The organism is Ornithinibacillus salinisoli, assembly GCF_042684965.1.
Lineage (GTDB): Bacteria > Bacillota > Bacilli > Bacillales > Amphibacillaceae > Ornithinibacillus > Ornithinibacillus salinisoli.
The window spans coordinates 1-14,781 of sequence record NZ_JBHUMI010000012.1 but is presented as its reverse complement, the minus strand read 5'-3'; the positions used below and the strand labels follow the sequence as shown (position 1 = coordinate 14,781).

Here is a 14,781-nt window from a genome sequence, read left to right as displayed (position 1 = left end):
GACCGAGTGCGAAGACGAATTCAACAAGACTTTCATGATTATGATCGGAAGAAGTGTAAACGTATGAAACATGTCTTTCATAAAGCGAAGGATCGTTTAAAGGAAGAGGAGCTCTGGCATTTAGAAAAATATTTAAACATGTCTACAGAGTTAAGAGATGCCTACGAATTAAAGGAAGCATATCGAGAATGGTTTGATAAAGCAAAATTAATCGGTAAAGAGCAAATAGTCCAAGTAAAAGAAGGTCTACATTCCTTTTACCAAAAGGTTATAAACTCAGGAATTCCTGAAATGATTAGTAGTATCAAGAAGTTTCAAAACTGGCAGGTAGAAATATTAAATAGTTTTGTATATGACTATTCTAACGGCTTTTTAGAGGGTATTAATAATACCACGAAGGTAATAAAGAGAAATGCATATGGTTTTAGAAGTTTTAAACGTTTTAGGGCGAAGATCTTATTAGCAAGACAGTATAAAGAAGTTGGGTTACATGTTGGGTAAAGTGGCAAAATTAATCGCCATCCCAACATTTGACGTAGAACCTTTTTAATTTGGTGACTCGTACATACTACTTGGATAAAGAGCAACAATAATATTTGGAGGTGTTGCGAAATGAGTAAACAGAAAGATAATAGCTTTAGTGATGAACAAAAAGTAAGAAAGAATTTATCACGCCAATTTGATCACGAATTTGCCAACGAACCCCTAACAGAAAATGAAAAACACAATAATAAAAAAAAGAAAAAACGGCAATAAAATTTAGAGGTGCCTGTCACTTGTAAAATTTTTACAAGTGACAGGCACCTTATCTAGAAGTTACTATTACATCTTTGTGCCGAAAATATTTAAATATCCGAGGGCATAGGATATTCCGCCAACAATAAAAAGGGTTCCAATCATTACGGTGAAAAAGATCCAATCCCGTTTTTTTACGGTCATTTTATGGTAATGTGTACGGTCAGTAGTACCCGTAAAACCTTTGGACTCCATCGCAATTGCTACTCGTTCTGCTTTTCGTATTCCGTTTGCAAGTAACGGAATGGAATAACGTTTAAATTGACCTAACTTATCCTCCACTCCACGAGACCTACCAACACCTCGTATCCGGTGTGCTTGCCTTAATATTTGCATTTCGTTTTGGAAGGTTGGTAAAAATCGATACCCAGCCAAAACACCATACGTAATTTTAGGTGGAAGCTTACACTGCTGCATTAGGCTTAACATAAATTTAGTAGAATCGGTCGTAAGAATAAATAATAGGGATAGGGCAACGAAACAAAGTGATCGAAGTGCTAGGCTAATTCCAACCATCATGTTACCAGTTGTCACTTCAAACATCCAAATTTTGAAAAGGACATCTCCTCCGGAAAAATTTTCACTTGCATAAAGGGTTGTCATCCAAGCAAACCCAAGTGCAACGAAAATAAACGGAGCGTATATTTTTATCCACTTTTTAAAGGGGATTTCTGTAAATAAAAATGTAACGGCAATAGTAAATATTAAATATACAAGTGGCGTAAATATATCGAATGTAAGACTTAGTAATATGCCCGGAATTAAAATAGCGAATGCTTTTATCGAAGGATTAATGGACGAAATCATATTTTTCTCCTTTTCCCACTTTATGGCGTATACGATATGGTAAGCGTAATCGTGACTTTTCCAGTATCTTTTCCTGTCTCCAAAGCTCCTGTGGTGATCCAGAAAAACCTATTTTTTTATCTAACATCACGATGACTCGCTCACAGTACGCATCAACGAGATCCATATTATGGGTAACAAACACAACAGCGGTTCCGCTTGATTGTAGCTCCTTGATCATACGCATTAGCTCTTTCGTTGACTGGGCATCTTGACCAAATGTTGGTTCGTCAAACAATAAAATATCTGGCGTTTCATCAAGCATTGTCGCTACACTAAGTCTTCTTTTTTGTCCACCACTTAATGAAAAAGGATTGCTGAATTTTTGATTCTCCAGTTGGAATTGTTTCAGTAGATGAAGTGCTTTTTCATCCATATCCATTTGAGCATATCCGTTTAATTGATAGCCAAAAGTAATTTCATCGTAAACGGTGTCTGTAATAAACTGGTGCTCTGGATTTTGAAAAACATAACCAATTCGTTTCCTTAGGTAGTTTTCCTTCCACTTCGAAATAGGTTTTCCAAATAACTCGATTTTACCTTGTTCCGCTTTTAACAGCCCGGCGATTAACTGTAAAAGTGTTGATTTCCCTGCACCGTTTTCTCCAATGATCGCCATGAATTCCCCTGATTGTATGGTTAAATTAATACCTTCAAGAATAACATTTTTCTTGCGTTTGAAGGTTACATTTTGAACCGATAAACATACTTCTTGGTTAGAGAAGGTGGTGGACCCGGTGTTGACATCCCAAAACGATTCGTGATGTGACCTTGGAAGAAAAATGCCTTCTCTTTCTAATAATTGCTTTTTATCCTTAAAAATTACGTCACGCTGATCATCAGCGACAATATTTCCATCGTGTCCAAGTATCATGACACGGTTTATCATATCCATCCAATCATCAGCTTGGTGCTCGATGATGAATACGGACAATCCACGTTCTTGTTTTATTCGATGGATTAATTGGATAAATTCCATACTGGAAACAGGGTCTAGATTTGCTGTTGGTTCATCGAGAATGAGTAGCTTTGGTTCAAGAAGCAATACCGCTGCTAAGGCGATTTTTTGTTTTTGTCCACCAGAAAGTTGATGGAACTTTTCCTTACCAAATGATTCCATTCCAACTGCTTGAAGTACCTCCGAGATTCGTTGTGGCATTTCAGATGCAGGGATGTTTATATTTTCTAAGGTAAAGGCGAGTTCATCTTCAACGGTAATCATACAGAACTGACTCTCAGGGTCTTGAAATACGATTCCCACTTGTTGATTGAGTTCTCCTTTTGAAAATTCGCTTATATTTATTCCTTCAAAATATATATTTCCTTTGGTAAACCCTTCAACTGCTTCTGGATATAGTCCGTTTAAACATAGTGAGATGGTACTTTTACCAGAACCACTAGCGCCCATTAGTAAGGTCACTTCGTTTTCATATAACGTAAAACTTATATTGTTTAGTACAGGTTTTTCTTTTACATTTTCATAGGCAAAAGCAAACTGGTCAACGTGTAGTAATGGCTTTTCAGACCGATTAAGCGGTATTCTTCTCACGCTTCTCTTGCAGCTCCTTTCCTAAGGCATAACCACGAAGTACTCCTGTTTTGGCTAACTGTTCACTAATCCATTTACCTAGTACGCCAGCAAGTAATGCACCACTGATCAGACGAACAATAAAGGTTGCAAAGATAATCGTTGGAGCTAAGGCTATATTTCCTGATGAATATAGATGCCATAAAAAGCTGAAAAATGCTGCTGACATTCCTGCTAACATGAGAGTGATTAAACGATAATTTTTCCATTTCGTTGCAGCAAAAACTAGTTCTGCTCCTGCACCTTGAATAATTCCTGTAATAATTAACGCAGGTCCTGCAGGAGAGCCCATTAATACTTGCACAGCTGCTGCAATAACTTCCGCGGTAAATGCTACACCTGGTTTACGAATAATATAAGCTGCTATGATAGATACGATGAACCAAATACCGAAAATGATTTCGTATCCAAATGGAGCTAGGCCGAATGGGGTAAGAACATTACGAATGCCTTGCCCGATAAAGAAAAATAGTAAATAAATCCCCGCAAATACAACACCTAATATAGACATTAATACGATTTCTTTTAATTTCCATTGCTTAACCATAGACTGATCATCTCCTTATTTTTTATTTGATGGACTGTTTGCTGAAATTGTAAACGTCATAGTCACATGTGATACGACCTCTTGAACACTTGCAAACGACTCGTGCAAGGCTTGGAAAATATGTTGAACGTCACCATCCAGTCTTGTGGCGTAATGGGAATGACTTACTTGAACACCACGACTTTTGGACAGGTCAATTTGTTCGTAAATAGCATCCATATAATCTTCTCTTCCCATAGGGTAGAGAGCAAATTTACATCCAGCCTGCTGGGTAAGGTTGGAAGACTTTTTTTCGTTCAATGGATGATCTGTTTCATCCATATAAACATCTGCATCCGTATCTCCTGGGCAACCAATTGAAAATGTTCCACTCATAGCTACGTGTTCACCAGTTTTTGCTGCATGTAGGAAAATAGCCTTTGTAACATCAAAAATATGTACCATTTTCCCGCGAATACATGTGCTGACATCATCTGTGTCCTTCCATACTTTTGATGTATCAACCTCATCTAAGGCTGTTAAGATGATGTCAACAAATTTGTCGCTCATGGGATAAAGAGTAAATTGGCACCCCGCGATTCGACTTGTTCCACAATAATTATTCATAATATTTCCTCCTTGATGTTTTTTTGTATAACAAAAAAACTGCACTCCCGTGGGAATGCAGTTTGCACGTATGTAAACACAGATAACCAATATCATAGTCATACAGCGAACCACACTTCCCCACGCTAGTATTATCTAGATCGGGTATTAAGGGTCAGGCATAGCCTTCTCAGCCACCAAATCGTAGCTCCCCTAGTGTCCTACCGATATACAGTTTTAAAGTTACACCATAAGAATAACAGAAATCTCGGTGCCTGTCACCCGTCGAATTTTGTCGAAGGGCAATCAAGCAATTTTACGAATGGAAATCGGTGTTATACACTATGGTTATGACACAATATCATCATAATATGCTAGATTTTATGAGTTTAGTTTAGAGAGGGGTTATCGTTTATGCGTATTATGGCATTGCTTGGAAGTTCAAGAAGGAATGGAAATACGGAGTACTTAACGAATAAGGTTTTGGATGGCGTTAACCATCAAACTATATATTTATTGGATAAAAAAATAGATCCTATTGTTGATGAGCGTCATACCGATGAGGGATTCAGTTATGTAGAAGATGATTATGAAGAATTATTTTTCGAATTTCTAAAGCATGACACGATTGTATTTGCTACGCCTTCGTACTGGTTTGGTATGTCTGGACAGATGAAAATTTTCTTTGATCGATGGAGTCAGTATATGAGGGATCATCGATTTGACTTTAAAGAAGAAATGCGTAAGAAAAAAGCATATGTTATTGTTGCCGGAAATAAACCCGATCCTAAAATTGCAGCATTACCATTAATCCAACAATTTAATTATATATTTGAATATGTTGGCATGGAATTTGTGGATTATATAATCGGTAATGGCAATAAACCAGAAGATATTTTGACAGATACAGAAGCAATAGCAAAAGCCAAACTCTGGAACGACCAATTGAAAACGAAATAAAAAGAATGGGAAGGAATAAAAGGTGCCTGTCACCTGTCGAATTTTGTCGGTGCCAGGCACCTTGTGACAAGCTACGAAATTGTTACGGTTAAAAGATTGAAAAGAGGTGATTTTCAATAATTCGCTCCATTCGCAAAGTTTATCAGTTCATTAAAGATAGGCCGTTTAAGAAAGATGAAATTATTGAGGGAAGGTATAGAGTATTAGAATTAATTGGAACTGGTAGCTATGGTATGGTTTACCATTGTAAAGATTTGATTGAAAATGATAATAAAGTTATTAAACAGCTACGTCCAAGTAAAAGTCGGAATAAAAAAGAGATCGAATTGTTTGAACAAGAAATTTCAGTCATGCGGACTTTAAACCATAATAGAATGCCAAAGGTTTATGATTCCTTTTTAATTAATAACAACCGTTTTTATGTCATGGAATTCATTGATGGATTTAATCTAAACGATCAAATTTTTAATCAAAATATATCTTATAATGAAAAACAGTCATTACTATTAATACTTAAAATACTAGAGCTGGTTGATGAACTTCATCAAAGCGATATGTACCATTTGGACCTACGGTTACCAAATATTGTGATGAAAGAAGCCAGACCACATCTGATTGATTTTGGATTAGTAAAGTCTGATCCTGATAAAAGGCAATCAAGGAAAATAACACATGGTAATTCTATGACATTAAAACAACAGGACTTTTTTGATTTGGGAGATATCTTACTTTATTTACTTTACACAACATATACAAAAGAAAATAAAAAAGCTCTTCCATGGACAGAAGAACTTTCATTAGAAAATGAAACTGTATATTTATTGAAACGTTTGCTTGGTTTAAACGAAAAATATTCAACTTCAGACGAAATTAAAGCGGATATACAAGAAGCGTTAAAGGCGATTAGTAGTAGTTAGCCTGAGATATTAACTACTACTTCCCCAGCCTTTACGCTTATACCGTTTACTTCCGCTCATAGGGTTTTGTTTATACCTTCTGTCACTATTGCTACTACCATTGTGGAAACTGGATTTTCTATGACTACTATTTCCCTTGTGATAGTGACGATGTCTTCGGTGGCTACTATCTTGTGATAAGTGTTTAATCTGTTTCATAATCTTTTTAAACATAACTACCAACCTTTCTTCGGGTAACTGTTAATTACCATATTTTTCCTTAATATATACAAATAAACCGTTATTCAACTCCTAATTGCTCTAGTTGATCCTTTAAGCTTGTTAAATTCTCTATCGTTTGGTAAATTTCCGATTCCTTAAATTGATCGATAGCTACTTCACCATTCTGCTGTGTTTCATTAATGATTTCTATAAGCTGTTCGTTTTTATTTGTAATATCCTGGTGAATTCCCTCAGCAATTGATGGAACTTCAATAGTGTTATATTCCTTGATTGTTTCTTCTAATGAAGTTAACTTAGACTCTAGTTCGGTTTGAAGTTCATTATTTGTGCTTTTTCCGCTAATAAGTGTAGACGTTTCTTCCGCAAAATTATTTAGTTCATTAAAATATTCTGTGGTTTCTGTAACATAGTTTAATGTATTATTTGTTTCCTCTAATATGGAACATCCGGAAATAAAAAACAGAAAAATAACTAAACTATAAAATATTTTTTTCAGTTTACTTCACCTCGCTACATACAGATTATGATAATGATGTTGATTTTAAATTTTGTTCCCATAATTATAGCATAAGAAGCTTAAAAATCACCCTGGAACTAACTTTGTGTAAAAGGTTCAATTTTACTTTTGAAAACATCGAAAAAAATACTAGTAATTTTTGTACGCAGAAACAAATATAGTTTCAGTAACAAGTGTAACAACAAAAGATTCTGTTGAAAAGAATCAAGGAAATCACTATAATAGTTCTATCTACAATTGTCGGTGCCTGTCACCTGTCGAATTATGTCGGTGACAGGCACCGAATTAAGAGGTGCGAGAAATGGAGTTTAATATTGGCCCGCGTATGGTGAAGACGGGTCTTGCGGTGGCTTTGTCATTGTTAGTTACGGGTGTATTGGGGTTGGAGTTGGAAATTGTTGCAGCAATTGCTTCTGTTTTAGCGATGCAGCCATCGATTATGAGGTCTTATACCTACATTAAAGAGGTGCTTGTATCCAATAGTGTAGGTCTATTATTTGCGTTATTTGGTTATTTTTTACTTGGAACTCACCCATTATCGGTGGGGGCTATTGTAATAATATCCATCGCAATAAACATTAAGCTAGGTTTATATAAAACGGTAAGCTTGACAGTTTTAACGATTATTACGATGATGTTAGGACATGGTGATGGGATAAGTTTCCTTTATATTATAGAGCGACTTTCACTTGTGGCGATTGGCGTTTTATCTGCATTCATTATTAATGTCATTGTATTTCCGCCAAATCATGAGAAGAACTTATTCAAAATGATCAAGCGTGCTAGTGAAAAAACGAATTTCCTTTTGCGTGTCATCCCAAACAAAACGATGAGTGTTCCACAAATGAAAGCTGAGGACAGGGAAATAGATAAATTAATTGATCAAGCAAACGATTATTATGAAATCATTTCTGATGAGAGAAATCGGCTTTTTATAAAAAATCGTATTTGTTTTTTCCGAAACATTATAATCTATAAGCATATGATTCAAGTTTTAATTAAAAAACAGACTTTAATTAAGCATTTAGAAAAGAACCTGGTAGAAGTTGAAAAAAGCACAAGTAATAAATCCTATTTGATTAAGAAACTTGTCAACGAAATTAATAGCTATAGTGAAAACATTCTATTATTATATGAAGATAAAATTGTGCTTGATAAAGATTTGCAAAAGGAAACAAAAGCAGCGATGCAAGTCACAATTAATAATCTTATCGAGGAATTACAAGGGTCGGAGTTTTCAAAATGGACGTTTGTTTTTCCAATTGCAAATAGTATTATCGAATTGTTTTTCGAATTAGATAAGCTAGAAAAGTTTGTTCGGGTGAAGGAATTGAAAGAGAAAAGAATTAAATAAGATTGGGAGCGAAATGAAATAGGTTTCGCTCTTTTTTATGTTGGATAATAATTTTTAACATTTTTAATAAATTATAATATGAATAAAATAATATGCTAAAATGTCTATAGAGGTTGTTCGTAAATCTTCAGTAAGAAAACGAATTTCCCTACTTTCTTCCTATATAATATAGAATAAAATGTTCACAAACAGATGGAGGGTATAACTTGATTTTTTTAGAAAAGATTACCGAAAAAGATGAAAAAATTCTTCATAATCTCATCCAATATTATATCTATGAGTTTAGTAAACATATTCCTCAAATCAAGTTAGAAGAAAATGGTACATATAAACCTTTTAACCTAAATAAGTATTGGAATGAAAATAATTACCATGCATTTTTTATCAAATTTGATAATGAACTAATTGGTTTTGCGCTTGTAGAAAGTGAAACAGAATCAAGGCCGAATACAATACATGAGTTCTTCATTGTCGCAAAATATAATGGGGAGGGGTACGGTAAAATAACAGCTACAAAAATATTTAACTTATTCCCTGGGAATTGGATTGTTACACAAACAGAAAAAAATTACCGTGCACAGGCGTTTTGGAGAAATTTGATCTATCAATTAACAGATGGAAATGTTGTAGAAAGATATGATGAAGATAGAAGATCGGTACAAGAATTTCATACAGACTCCCTGATTGGAGGATGTTAGATTTCTTGCGGATAGCAAGAAGGAGACCCTTGGAACATAACTTAGCAAGTGGAGAGTTGTCATACTAAAAAATAAAGTGCATTTAGGAAAAATAAACATGTATGGAGTTTGCCAAAGGATTCTATTGAAAACGGAGAAACTTTTAAAGATACAGCTATTAGAAGCTTTCAAAAAGAGACTGGTTATGAATAGTAGTTCAATAAAATTTGTGTAAGTAGAAAGAGGGAGAATCTTGCCAGTCTCCCTCTTTCTACTATATTATTATTTCCATACCTTCAACAGCGATTTTAAATCCTCTACCTTCGATTTCCTCTTTCACTTTTCCATCTGCATGTATAGCAGGATTGGAATGATTGAAGTGGGTAAAAAATATTTCTGTTTTACTAGTTAAATCCTGTAGTCTATTCATTGTCTCTGTCATTAATGGATGGGGGATTTCGTGAAAATCTCTATGAATATGTTGCAGTTCTTTTTCTGCATAAAAGGTGCCGTCTAGTAAACAGATGTCTGCTTCCATACATGCATCGTAAATATTGATATCCCATTCATCCCAGCGATCAATGTCAGGTATATAAAGCACTTTTTTGTTAGAACCCTCAATCCAGAACCCAAATGTTTCCGAGAATTCATTCCGATGGGGAACTGCAATGGGTTTCACTATAATGCGATCAGAGATAGGGAGGAGTTGCCCATCCGCTATTTTTTTCACGCGGATATTCTTTAGTTCGGTCAGTTGGCTCCATGGATTGTTTTGTTCTAACAAGTTCTTCATTTTTTCCCCAGCGAAAACCGGAATAGTATCTGTGTTCATTGTTTCGCGACCTAAAAATAATAATCCCGGATAATGTCCCACATGTGCGTGTGTTAAAAAGATACTTTCCATGATGTTTCCTTGTAGACTATGCTTGATTTGTAACCTAGCTAGTTGCTCTTTTAGATCAGGTGTTGCATCGATTAAGTGCCATTTGTTTTCTTCAGGAAGAATGATCGCTAGTGATGCAGCATTCCGTTTGAAAGCAGGATCACGAATGGCGTTGGTACAATTTTCACAAAAGCAGTTAGGATGTGGGATACCGCCATCTTGAGCGGTTCCCAATATTGTTATGATTGAATGTGTCATGCCGATTGCTCTCCTTTTTGGTTTGAGGTTACGCCTGTATAATCTTTTTTAGCGATTGTCCATCCTGTAAACCCAAATAGAATATTAACTAGCGGTACTAGAAAAGCAAAGAACGCAAACGGAATAAATTCTGCTGGACTTAGCCCAAAGTTATCCGCTACAAAAAATGCAGGAACACCCCATGGTACGAGGTTAATCCCCACGGTTCCAGCTGATTCCACAGCACGGGAGAGATTTTTCGTATCAATACCCATTTCTTTATATTTATTCACAAATGACCTAGCTGGCAAAATAATTGCTAAATACTGTGCTCCACTAGCAAACGCAACAACAAAAGTAGAAAGAATACTAGAGGTTATTAAAGAACCTGTAGATTTCACCTTCTTCATCATTTTACGAGTTAACACTTCAAAAGCACCTGAACTTTCTAAGACTCCTCCAAGAGAAGTTGCTAATATCACTAGTGCAACGGTTCCCAGCATTGAAGTAAGCCCTCCGCGATTAAGAAGGGTATCTAGCGCTGTAATACCTGTTTCACCGTTATACCCACTAGTCATGATTTGAATGATAGATGAAACGGAAACTCCTTGTGTTAGGACAGCTAGAATTGCTCCTAACATACCAACTCCCATTAAAGCTGGGATTGCAGGTGTACGCATTAACATTAATGCAATGGTGAGTACGGGAACGAGCAAGAGAAGGGGGTGGATGTTAAACACCCCATTCAAACCGGTAGTTATGTCCTGAATTGCGTTTGCATCCGCAGTTCCACTTGTTGAGCCTGTATTGCTGACAATCCAGTACAGTATGATCGTAACGAAAAATGCAGGGAGAGTGTCCCAAAGCATGTGTTTTATATGACTAAATAAATCCGTTTCCGCCATGGCTGGAGCAATATTCGTTGTATCTGACAGGGGAGATAATTTATCTCCAAAAAATGCGCCAGAGATCACAGCTCCTGCAACGAGACCGGGATCAAACCCAAGTCCTTGTCCAATTGCCATAAAAGCAAGCCCAACTGTCGCAATGGAAGTAAAGGAACTTCCAAGTGTTACGGCAACTATTCCAGTAACAAGCGCAACAACAGGTACAAAAATTTCGGGCTTAATGATGGATAGACCGTAGTAGATAATTGTTGGTATTACCCCACTTGCAATCCATGAACCAACAATCGTACCGATAATTAATAAGATGAATATAGCAGGTAATGCCATGGATACGCCTTTTACCATCATATTTTGGATATCTTCCCATTTGGATCCACATATCATTGCTACACATGCAGCCGCAACAATGCCAATAATTAATGGGAAATGCATTCCAGCTTCCCATACAAATATAGATAAAGCAGCTGCCGTCATTAACGCTATGATTGGAATAATTGCTAAACTAACTGACATATCTTTGTTCAATTCCATTTCCTCCTTTGATGTTTTGGTTCTATTTTAAAAATATATAAAAAAGAGCCTCCATCCCTAAAAAAGGGACGGAAGCTCTCCGTGGTACCACCCTAGTTAGCAGAAAAAAATCTACTCACTCGTATAGATAACGGCCGAAACCGGTAAAAACAGCTCCCTATTTGTACTTCGCTATACACCTTGCCTGGTTTGCACCACCCACCAGGTCTCTAATATTTTCAACGATGTATAAGCTACTGGAATAGTTCATTGCATTTGTTTGTATGAAATTGTATAGATTGGATGATAATCACAGTTTTAATGGTAAATAAAAAAAGAGCCTCCATCCCCAAAAAAGGGACGGAAGCTCTCCGTGGTACCACCCTAGTTAGCAGAAAAAATCTGCTCACTCGTATAGATAACGGCCGAAACCGGAAAAGTCAGCTCCATGTTTGTACTTCACTATACATCTTGCCTAGTTTGCACCACCCACTAGGTCTCTAAATTTCAACGAATGTATAAGCTACTATAACAATTCAACGCTTTTACGTATTAAAGTTAAATAACATAATAGTTGATAATAACAAACCTGTCAAGAAGAAATTTCAAAAAAGTTGGTGCCTGTCACTTGTAAAAAAATGACAAGTGACAGGCACCGAAAATAATTATTTTTTTACGTATGCAATACCGTCTGGATGAATGCCTACATCAATCCGTGTTTCTTCTTTTAGTGTGTTCATGTTAATGATAGAAACGTCATTCGTTTTATTATTAGCAACATATGCATAGGATCCATCTCTATTAAAAACAATTCCCCCGGCCCAGATACCTACAGGGATTCTCTTAATCTCCCAAGGCCTAACTTGTCCATTTATTTTCTGTTCCGTCTCTATAACAGATATATCTCCAGAACCACGATTAGCGATTAGTGCATATTTCCCATCCTGGGAGAACACTAGTCTAACAGGAATATTTCCAACCCTACGCTTATATAATACTTCATACGTTTCCATATCTATTACATGCATCGTGTCATCATCTTGATTGGCAACATAAATGTGTTTTCCGTTTGGGTGAACCGCTACTCCTTCTGGCCCAGGTCCAACAGGGAAATGTGTTGTTATTTCTTCAGACTGTACATTAATCACTGTTATATTATTGCTACCTATATTTGGTACATATACTGTATTACCGTCTGGTGAAAATGAAATCATATGGGAAAGCTTTTGATTAGTAGGGATTATCTTTTCAATCTCATCTGTAAGAGTATTAATAATAAATACTTTTTCACTATATGTAGAAGCTAAGTAAAGCTTACTCCCATCTTGCGTAAGTCCAACACCATGTGGGAAATTAAAGTCAGGATGTTCCAGTCGCTTAACGATTTCGAACGTTTCGTTGTTTATAATATCAACCTTATTACCTAAGGAACATGCTATATAAGATTTTTTCCCATCAGGAGTAATTACTATTTCATGTGGGTTATGTGACGTTTCAATTGTATTTACGACTTCATGTTTTTCTAAATCTATAACTGAAATAGTGTCTTCGTCCTTGTTTAATACGATAAGATGTTCTGGCATTGTAGTTACCTCCTTATTATTAGAATTATTTCTATTTTATCATATTTTAATTCGGCTGTTGAATATTTCGAGTTTAGAAATATGTGTTAGTGAACTCTTTCGAAGTGTTACTTAGAGTAAGCAGAATGGTATCCAGTGAAAACAAAATAGGTGCCTGTCACTTGTCAAAAAATGACAAGTGACAGGATTTATTAATTGAAACCTTTTATGATAGTTTTTCGTCTTATATATATGGGGGTGCAACAATATCATGTTTTATAGAAAATATAATCTATTTGGGGTTTTATTTATTATGTTAACAATAGTCTCTGCATGTTCTAAGGAAACTGTGACAGATGATGAGAGTGAAATTAATCCGGAAGAGCCTTCTATTAATTGGGAGATTAGAACTGACTATGTAGAAAACGAAGAGGTATTATTTAGTATTTTTCCTGATCCAGGACTATCCGCGGGCAAGCCTGTTGGATATATGATTAGTTTTACCGAGCCTTTTGAAGCGTATAAAGATAAAGAGCTAGCGATCTACGCATATCACAAAGATACTGGTGACCGTGTAGAAGCATTATCCCGGAAGGAAATAACCGAACCAAGTCCAGGTTACGATAGTCTAAATGAATTTACGACTGTTATCGAGTTACCTCATAGCGGATTATGGAGGTATGAGATTGTTTTTGATGGTCAGGTTTACGGGGATGTTATTTTAGAAGTAAATGAATGATATGAGGATTTATTTGTACTATATAAATGCAAAAAAGTTATCAAGCTATGAATATAGTAGTTGTAGAATTGTGTAGAAAAAATGGAAAAAGTTGTTACCGAGATTTTGTTGACTTTTGTAAGCAGTGGATGTATGATGAATATCCGCTGCTAATTGCGATGTTTTTTTCTGTATTGGCGGTAGGGGTATAATACGATTAAGCGAATTATTGGTCGCGATGTTATAATTTATTTAAAAAACATTTGACATTGCATATGATAGTTTGATATATTATTAAAGTCGCTTTTTTGAGAGGCGAAACTAATCGACTCATTTCGGCAAAAAAGTTATTGACTTTACTTTGTGAGTTTGATATTATATAAGAGTTGCTCGTTAAATAGCAACGCACAAAAATTGCTCTTTGAAAACTGAACAAAACAACCAGTATGTTAAGACAGAAAAACAACCCTGTTTTTCTAAAAAGCAACAAATCTAGAAGCTAGTGTTTCTAGTAGCTAAGAACTTTCATATGATTGATTGGTGTCAATCATATACAAACTTTTTTGGCAAACAATAAGAACTCGTTCTTATTTGCACAAGTGCAACTTCACTTTTGAAAATACCAAAAGTGAGTTTTCTATGGAGAGTTTGATCTTGGCTCAGGACGAACGCTGGCGGCGTGCCTAATACATGCAAGTCGAGCGCGGGAAACAAGCAGATCCCTTCGGGGTGACGCTTGTGGAACGAGCGGCGGACGGGTGAGTAACACGTGGGCAACCTGCCTGTAAGACTGGGATAACTCCGGGAAACCGGGGCTAATACCGGATGATACTTTTTACTTCATGGTAGAAAGATGAAAGGCGGCTTCGGCTGTCACTTACAGATGGGCCCGCGGCGCATTAGCTAGTTGGTGAGGTAACGGCTCACCAAGGCGACGATGCGTAGCCGACCTGAG

The 14,781-nt window shown here is 36.1% G+C and carries 15 protein-coding genes, 1 rRNA gene, 1 pseudogene, 1 riboswitch and 2 other annotated features; of the genes and pseudogenes, 9 read left to right on the top strand and 8 right to left on the bottom strand.

Annotated features, from left to right (window positions below; translation table 11 throughout):
* Together ACFSTA_RS07160 and sspO are read left to right on the top strand one after the other, a co-directional pair.
* Window positions 1-501 (top strand): transposase (locus tag ACFSTA_RS07160; RefSeq protein WP_377555914.1); only part of this gene is annotated, 501 nt, incomplete at its 5' end.
* 111 nt (window positions 502-612) lie between these two features.
* Window positions 613-756, top strand: a complete 144-nt coding sequence (gene sspO, locus ACFSTA_RS07155; protein WP_377555913.1) for a small acid-soluble spore protein O — start codon at window positions 613-615, stop codon at window positions 754-756.
* A gap of 66 nt (window positions 757-822) precedes the next feature.
* Here the strand turns inward: sspO and ACFSTA_RS07150 are convergent, their stop codons facing one another.
* Genes ACFSTA_RS07150 through ACFSTA_RS07135 form a run of 4 tightly spaced genes read right to left on the bottom strand, consistent with a single transcriptional unit; the run spans window position 823 to window position 4,382 of the window.
* Window positions 823-1,602, bottom strand: coding sequence for an energy-coupling factor transporter transmembrane component T family protein (locus ACFSTA_RS07150; RefSeq protein WP_377555912.1), 780 nt, complete (start codon window positions 1,600-1,602; stop codon window positions 823-825).
* Window positions 1,586-3,190, bottom strand: coding sequence for an ABC transporter ATP-binding protein (locus ACFSTA_RS07145; RefSeq protein ID WP_377555911.1), 1,605 nt, complete (start codon window positions 3,188-3,190; stop codon window positions 1,586-1,588). The genes ACFSTA_RS07150 and ACFSTA_RS07145 overlap by 17 nt, the downstream gene beginning before the upstream one ends.
* Window positions 3,171-3,776: an ECF transporter S component gene (locus tag ACFSTA_RS07140; RefSeq protein ID WP_377555910.1), complete on the bottom strand. Its 606-nt coding sequence runs from the start codon at window positions 3,774-3,776 to the stop codon at window positions 3,171-3,173. The genes ACFSTA_RS07145 and ACFSTA_RS07140 overlap by 20 nt, the downstream gene beginning before the upstream one ends.
* A 15-nt stretch (window positions 3,777-3,791) precedes the next feature.
* Window positions 3,792-4,382, bottom strand: a complete 591-nt coding sequence (locus ACFSTA_RS07135; protein ID WP_377555909.1) for a YkoF family thiamine/hydroxymethylpyrimidine-binding protein — start codon at window positions 4,380-4,382, stop codon at window positions 3,792-3,794.
* A gap of 100 nt (window positions 4,383-4,482) precedes the next feature.
* Window positions 4,483-4,586: riboswitch (TPP riboswitch) on the bottom strand.
* Window positions 4,587-4,775: 189 nt separating this feature from the next.
* Here ACFSTA_RS07135 and ACFSTA_RS07130 point away from each other — a divergent pair.
* Both ACFSTA_RS07130 and ACFSTA_RS07125 read left to right on the top strand, forming a co-directional pair.
* A complete protein-coding gene (locus ACFSTA_RS07130; protein ID WP_377555908.1) occupies window positions 4,776-5,321 on the top strand; it encodes a flavodoxin family protein in 546 nt (181 codons plus the stop codon).
* 116 nt (window positions 5,322-5,437) lie between these two features.
* Window positions 5,438-6,238 (top strand): protein kinase domain-containing protein, encoded by an 801-nt coding sequence (locus tag ACFSTA_RS07125; protein ID WP_377555917.1) that lies wholly within the window; start codon window positions 5,438-5,440, stop codon window positions 6,236-6,238.
* Between the two features lie 280 nt (window positions 6,239-6,518).
* On the opposite strand, the gene ACFSTA_RS07120 is transcribed toward ACFSTA_RS07125, so the two are convergent.
* Window positions 6,519-6,899, bottom strand: coding sequence for a DUF6376 family protein (locus ACFSTA_RS07120; RefSeq protein WP_377555915.1), 381 nt, complete (start codon window positions 6,897-6,899; stop codon window positions 6,519-6,521).
* Between the two features lie 379 nt (window positions 6,900-7,278).
* Here ACFSTA_RS07120 and ACFSTA_RS07115 point away from each other — a divergent pair, with 379 nt between their 5' ends.
* From ACFSTA_RS07115 to ACFSTA_RS07105, 3 genes and pseudogenes are all read left to right on the top strand, one after another.
* Window positions 7,279-8,331 carry an FUSC family protein gene (locus ACFSTA_RS07115; protein WP_377555906.1) on the top strand — a complete coding sequence of 351 codons (1,053 nt, stop codon included), beginning with the start codon at window positions 7,279-7,281 and terminating at the stop codon, window positions 8,329-8,331.
* Window positions 8,332-8,537: 206 nt separating this feature from the next.
* Window positions 8,538-9,029, top strand: a complete 492-nt coding sequence (locus ACFSTA_RS07110) for a GNAT family N-acetyltransferase (RefSeq protein WP_377555905.1) — start codon at window positions 8,538-8,540, stop codon at window positions 9,027-9,029.
* Between the two features lie 96 nt (window positions 9,030-9,125).
* Window positions 9,126-9,221 (top strand): annotated as a pseudogene (locus ACFSTA_RS07105) (NUDIX domain-containing protein); the annotation flags it as partial.
* A gap of 61 nt (window positions 9,222-9,282) precedes the next feature.
* On the opposite strand, the gene ACFSTA_RS07100 reads toward ACFSTA_RS07105, so the two are convergent.
* From ACFSTA_RS07100 to ACFSTA_RS07090, 3 genes are all read right to left on the bottom strand, one after another.
* Window positions 9,283-10,149 carry an MBL fold metallo-hydrolase gene (locus tag ACFSTA_RS07100; RefSeq protein ID WP_377555904.1) on the bottom strand — a complete coding sequence of 289 codons (867 nt, stop codon included), beginning with the start codon at window positions 10,147-10,149 and terminating at the stop codon, window positions 9,283-9,285.
* The gene (gene nhaC, locus ACFSTA_RS07095; protein ID WP_377555903.1) at window positions 10,146-11,567 is read right to left on the bottom strand and encodes a Na+/H+ antiporter NhaC; all 1,422 of its coding nucleotides are present in this window, start codon (window positions 11,565-11,567) and stop codon (window positions 10,146-10,148) included. Before nhaC ends, ACFSTA_RS07100 begins: the two co-directional genes overlap by 4 nt.
* A 61-nt stretch (window positions 11,568-11,628) precedes the next feature.
* Window positions 11,629-11,826, bottom strand: a binding site (T-box leader).
* Between the two features lie 73 nt (window positions 11,827-11,899).
* Window positions 11,900-12,095 (bottom strand) — a binding site (T-box leader).
* A gap of 116 nt (window positions 12,096-12,211) precedes the next feature.
* Window positions 12,212-13,129, bottom strand: coding sequence for a YncE family protein (locus ACFSTA_RS07090; RefSeq protein ID WP_377555902.1), 918 nt, complete (start codon window positions 13,127-13,129; stop codon window positions 12,212-12,214).
* 250 nt (window positions 13,130-13,379) lie between these two features.
* Between ACFSTA_RS07090 and ACFSTA_RS07085 the strand changes: the two genes are divergently transcribed.
* Both ACFSTA_RS07085 and ACFSTA_RS07080 read left to right on the top strand, forming a co-directional pair.
* Window positions 13,380-13,847, top strand: coding sequence for a hypothetical protein (locus tag ACFSTA_RS07085; RefSeq protein WP_377555901.1), 468 nt, complete (start codon window positions 13,380-13,382; stop codon window positions 13,845-13,847).
* A 615-nt stretch (window positions 13,848-14,462) separates the two neighbouring features.
* Window positions 14,463-14,781 (top strand): 16S ribosomal RNA (locus tag ACFSTA_RS07080); the annotation flags it as partial.

Coding starts and splice junctions, on each gene's coding strand:
- ACFSTA_RS07150 (WP_377555912.1), bottom strand. CDS start 1,602: ATGATTTCGTCCATTAATCCTTCGATAAAAGCATTCGCTATTTTAATT.
- ACFSTA_RS07090 (WP_377555902.1), bottom strand. CDS start 13,129: ATGCCAGAACATCTTATCGTATTAAACAAGGACGAAGACACTATTTCA.
- nhaC (WP_377555903.1), bottom strand. CDS start 11,567: ATGGAATTGAACAAAGATATGTCAGTTAGTTTAGCAATTATTCCAATC.
- ACFSTA_RS07085 (WP_377555901.1), top strand. CDS start 13,380: ATGTTTTATAGAAAATATAATCTATTTGGGGTTTTATTTATTATGTTA.
- ACFSTA_RS07135 (WP_377555909.1), bottom strand. CDS start 4,382: ATGAATAATTATTGTGGAACAAGTCGAATCGCGGGGTGCCAATTTACT.
- sspO (WP_377555913.1), top strand. CDS start 613: ATGAGTAAACAGAAAGATAATAGCTTTAGTGATGAACAAAAAGTAAGA.
- ACFSTA_RS07100 (WP_377555904.1), bottom strand. CDS start 10,149: ATGACACATTCAATCATAACAATATTGGGAACCGCTCAAGATGGCGGT.
- ACFSTA_RS07140 (WP_377555910.1), bottom strand. CDS start 3,776: ATGGTTAAGCAATGGAAATTAAAAGAAATCGTATTAATGTCTATATTA.
- ACFSTA_RS07115 (WP_377555906.1), top strand. CDS start 7,279: ATGGAGTTTAATATTGGCCCGCGTATGGTGAAGACGGGTCTTGCGGTG.
- ACFSTA_RS07130 (WP_377555908.1), top strand. CDS start 4,776: ATGCGTATTATGGCATTGCTTGGAAGTTCAAGAAGGAATGGAAATACG.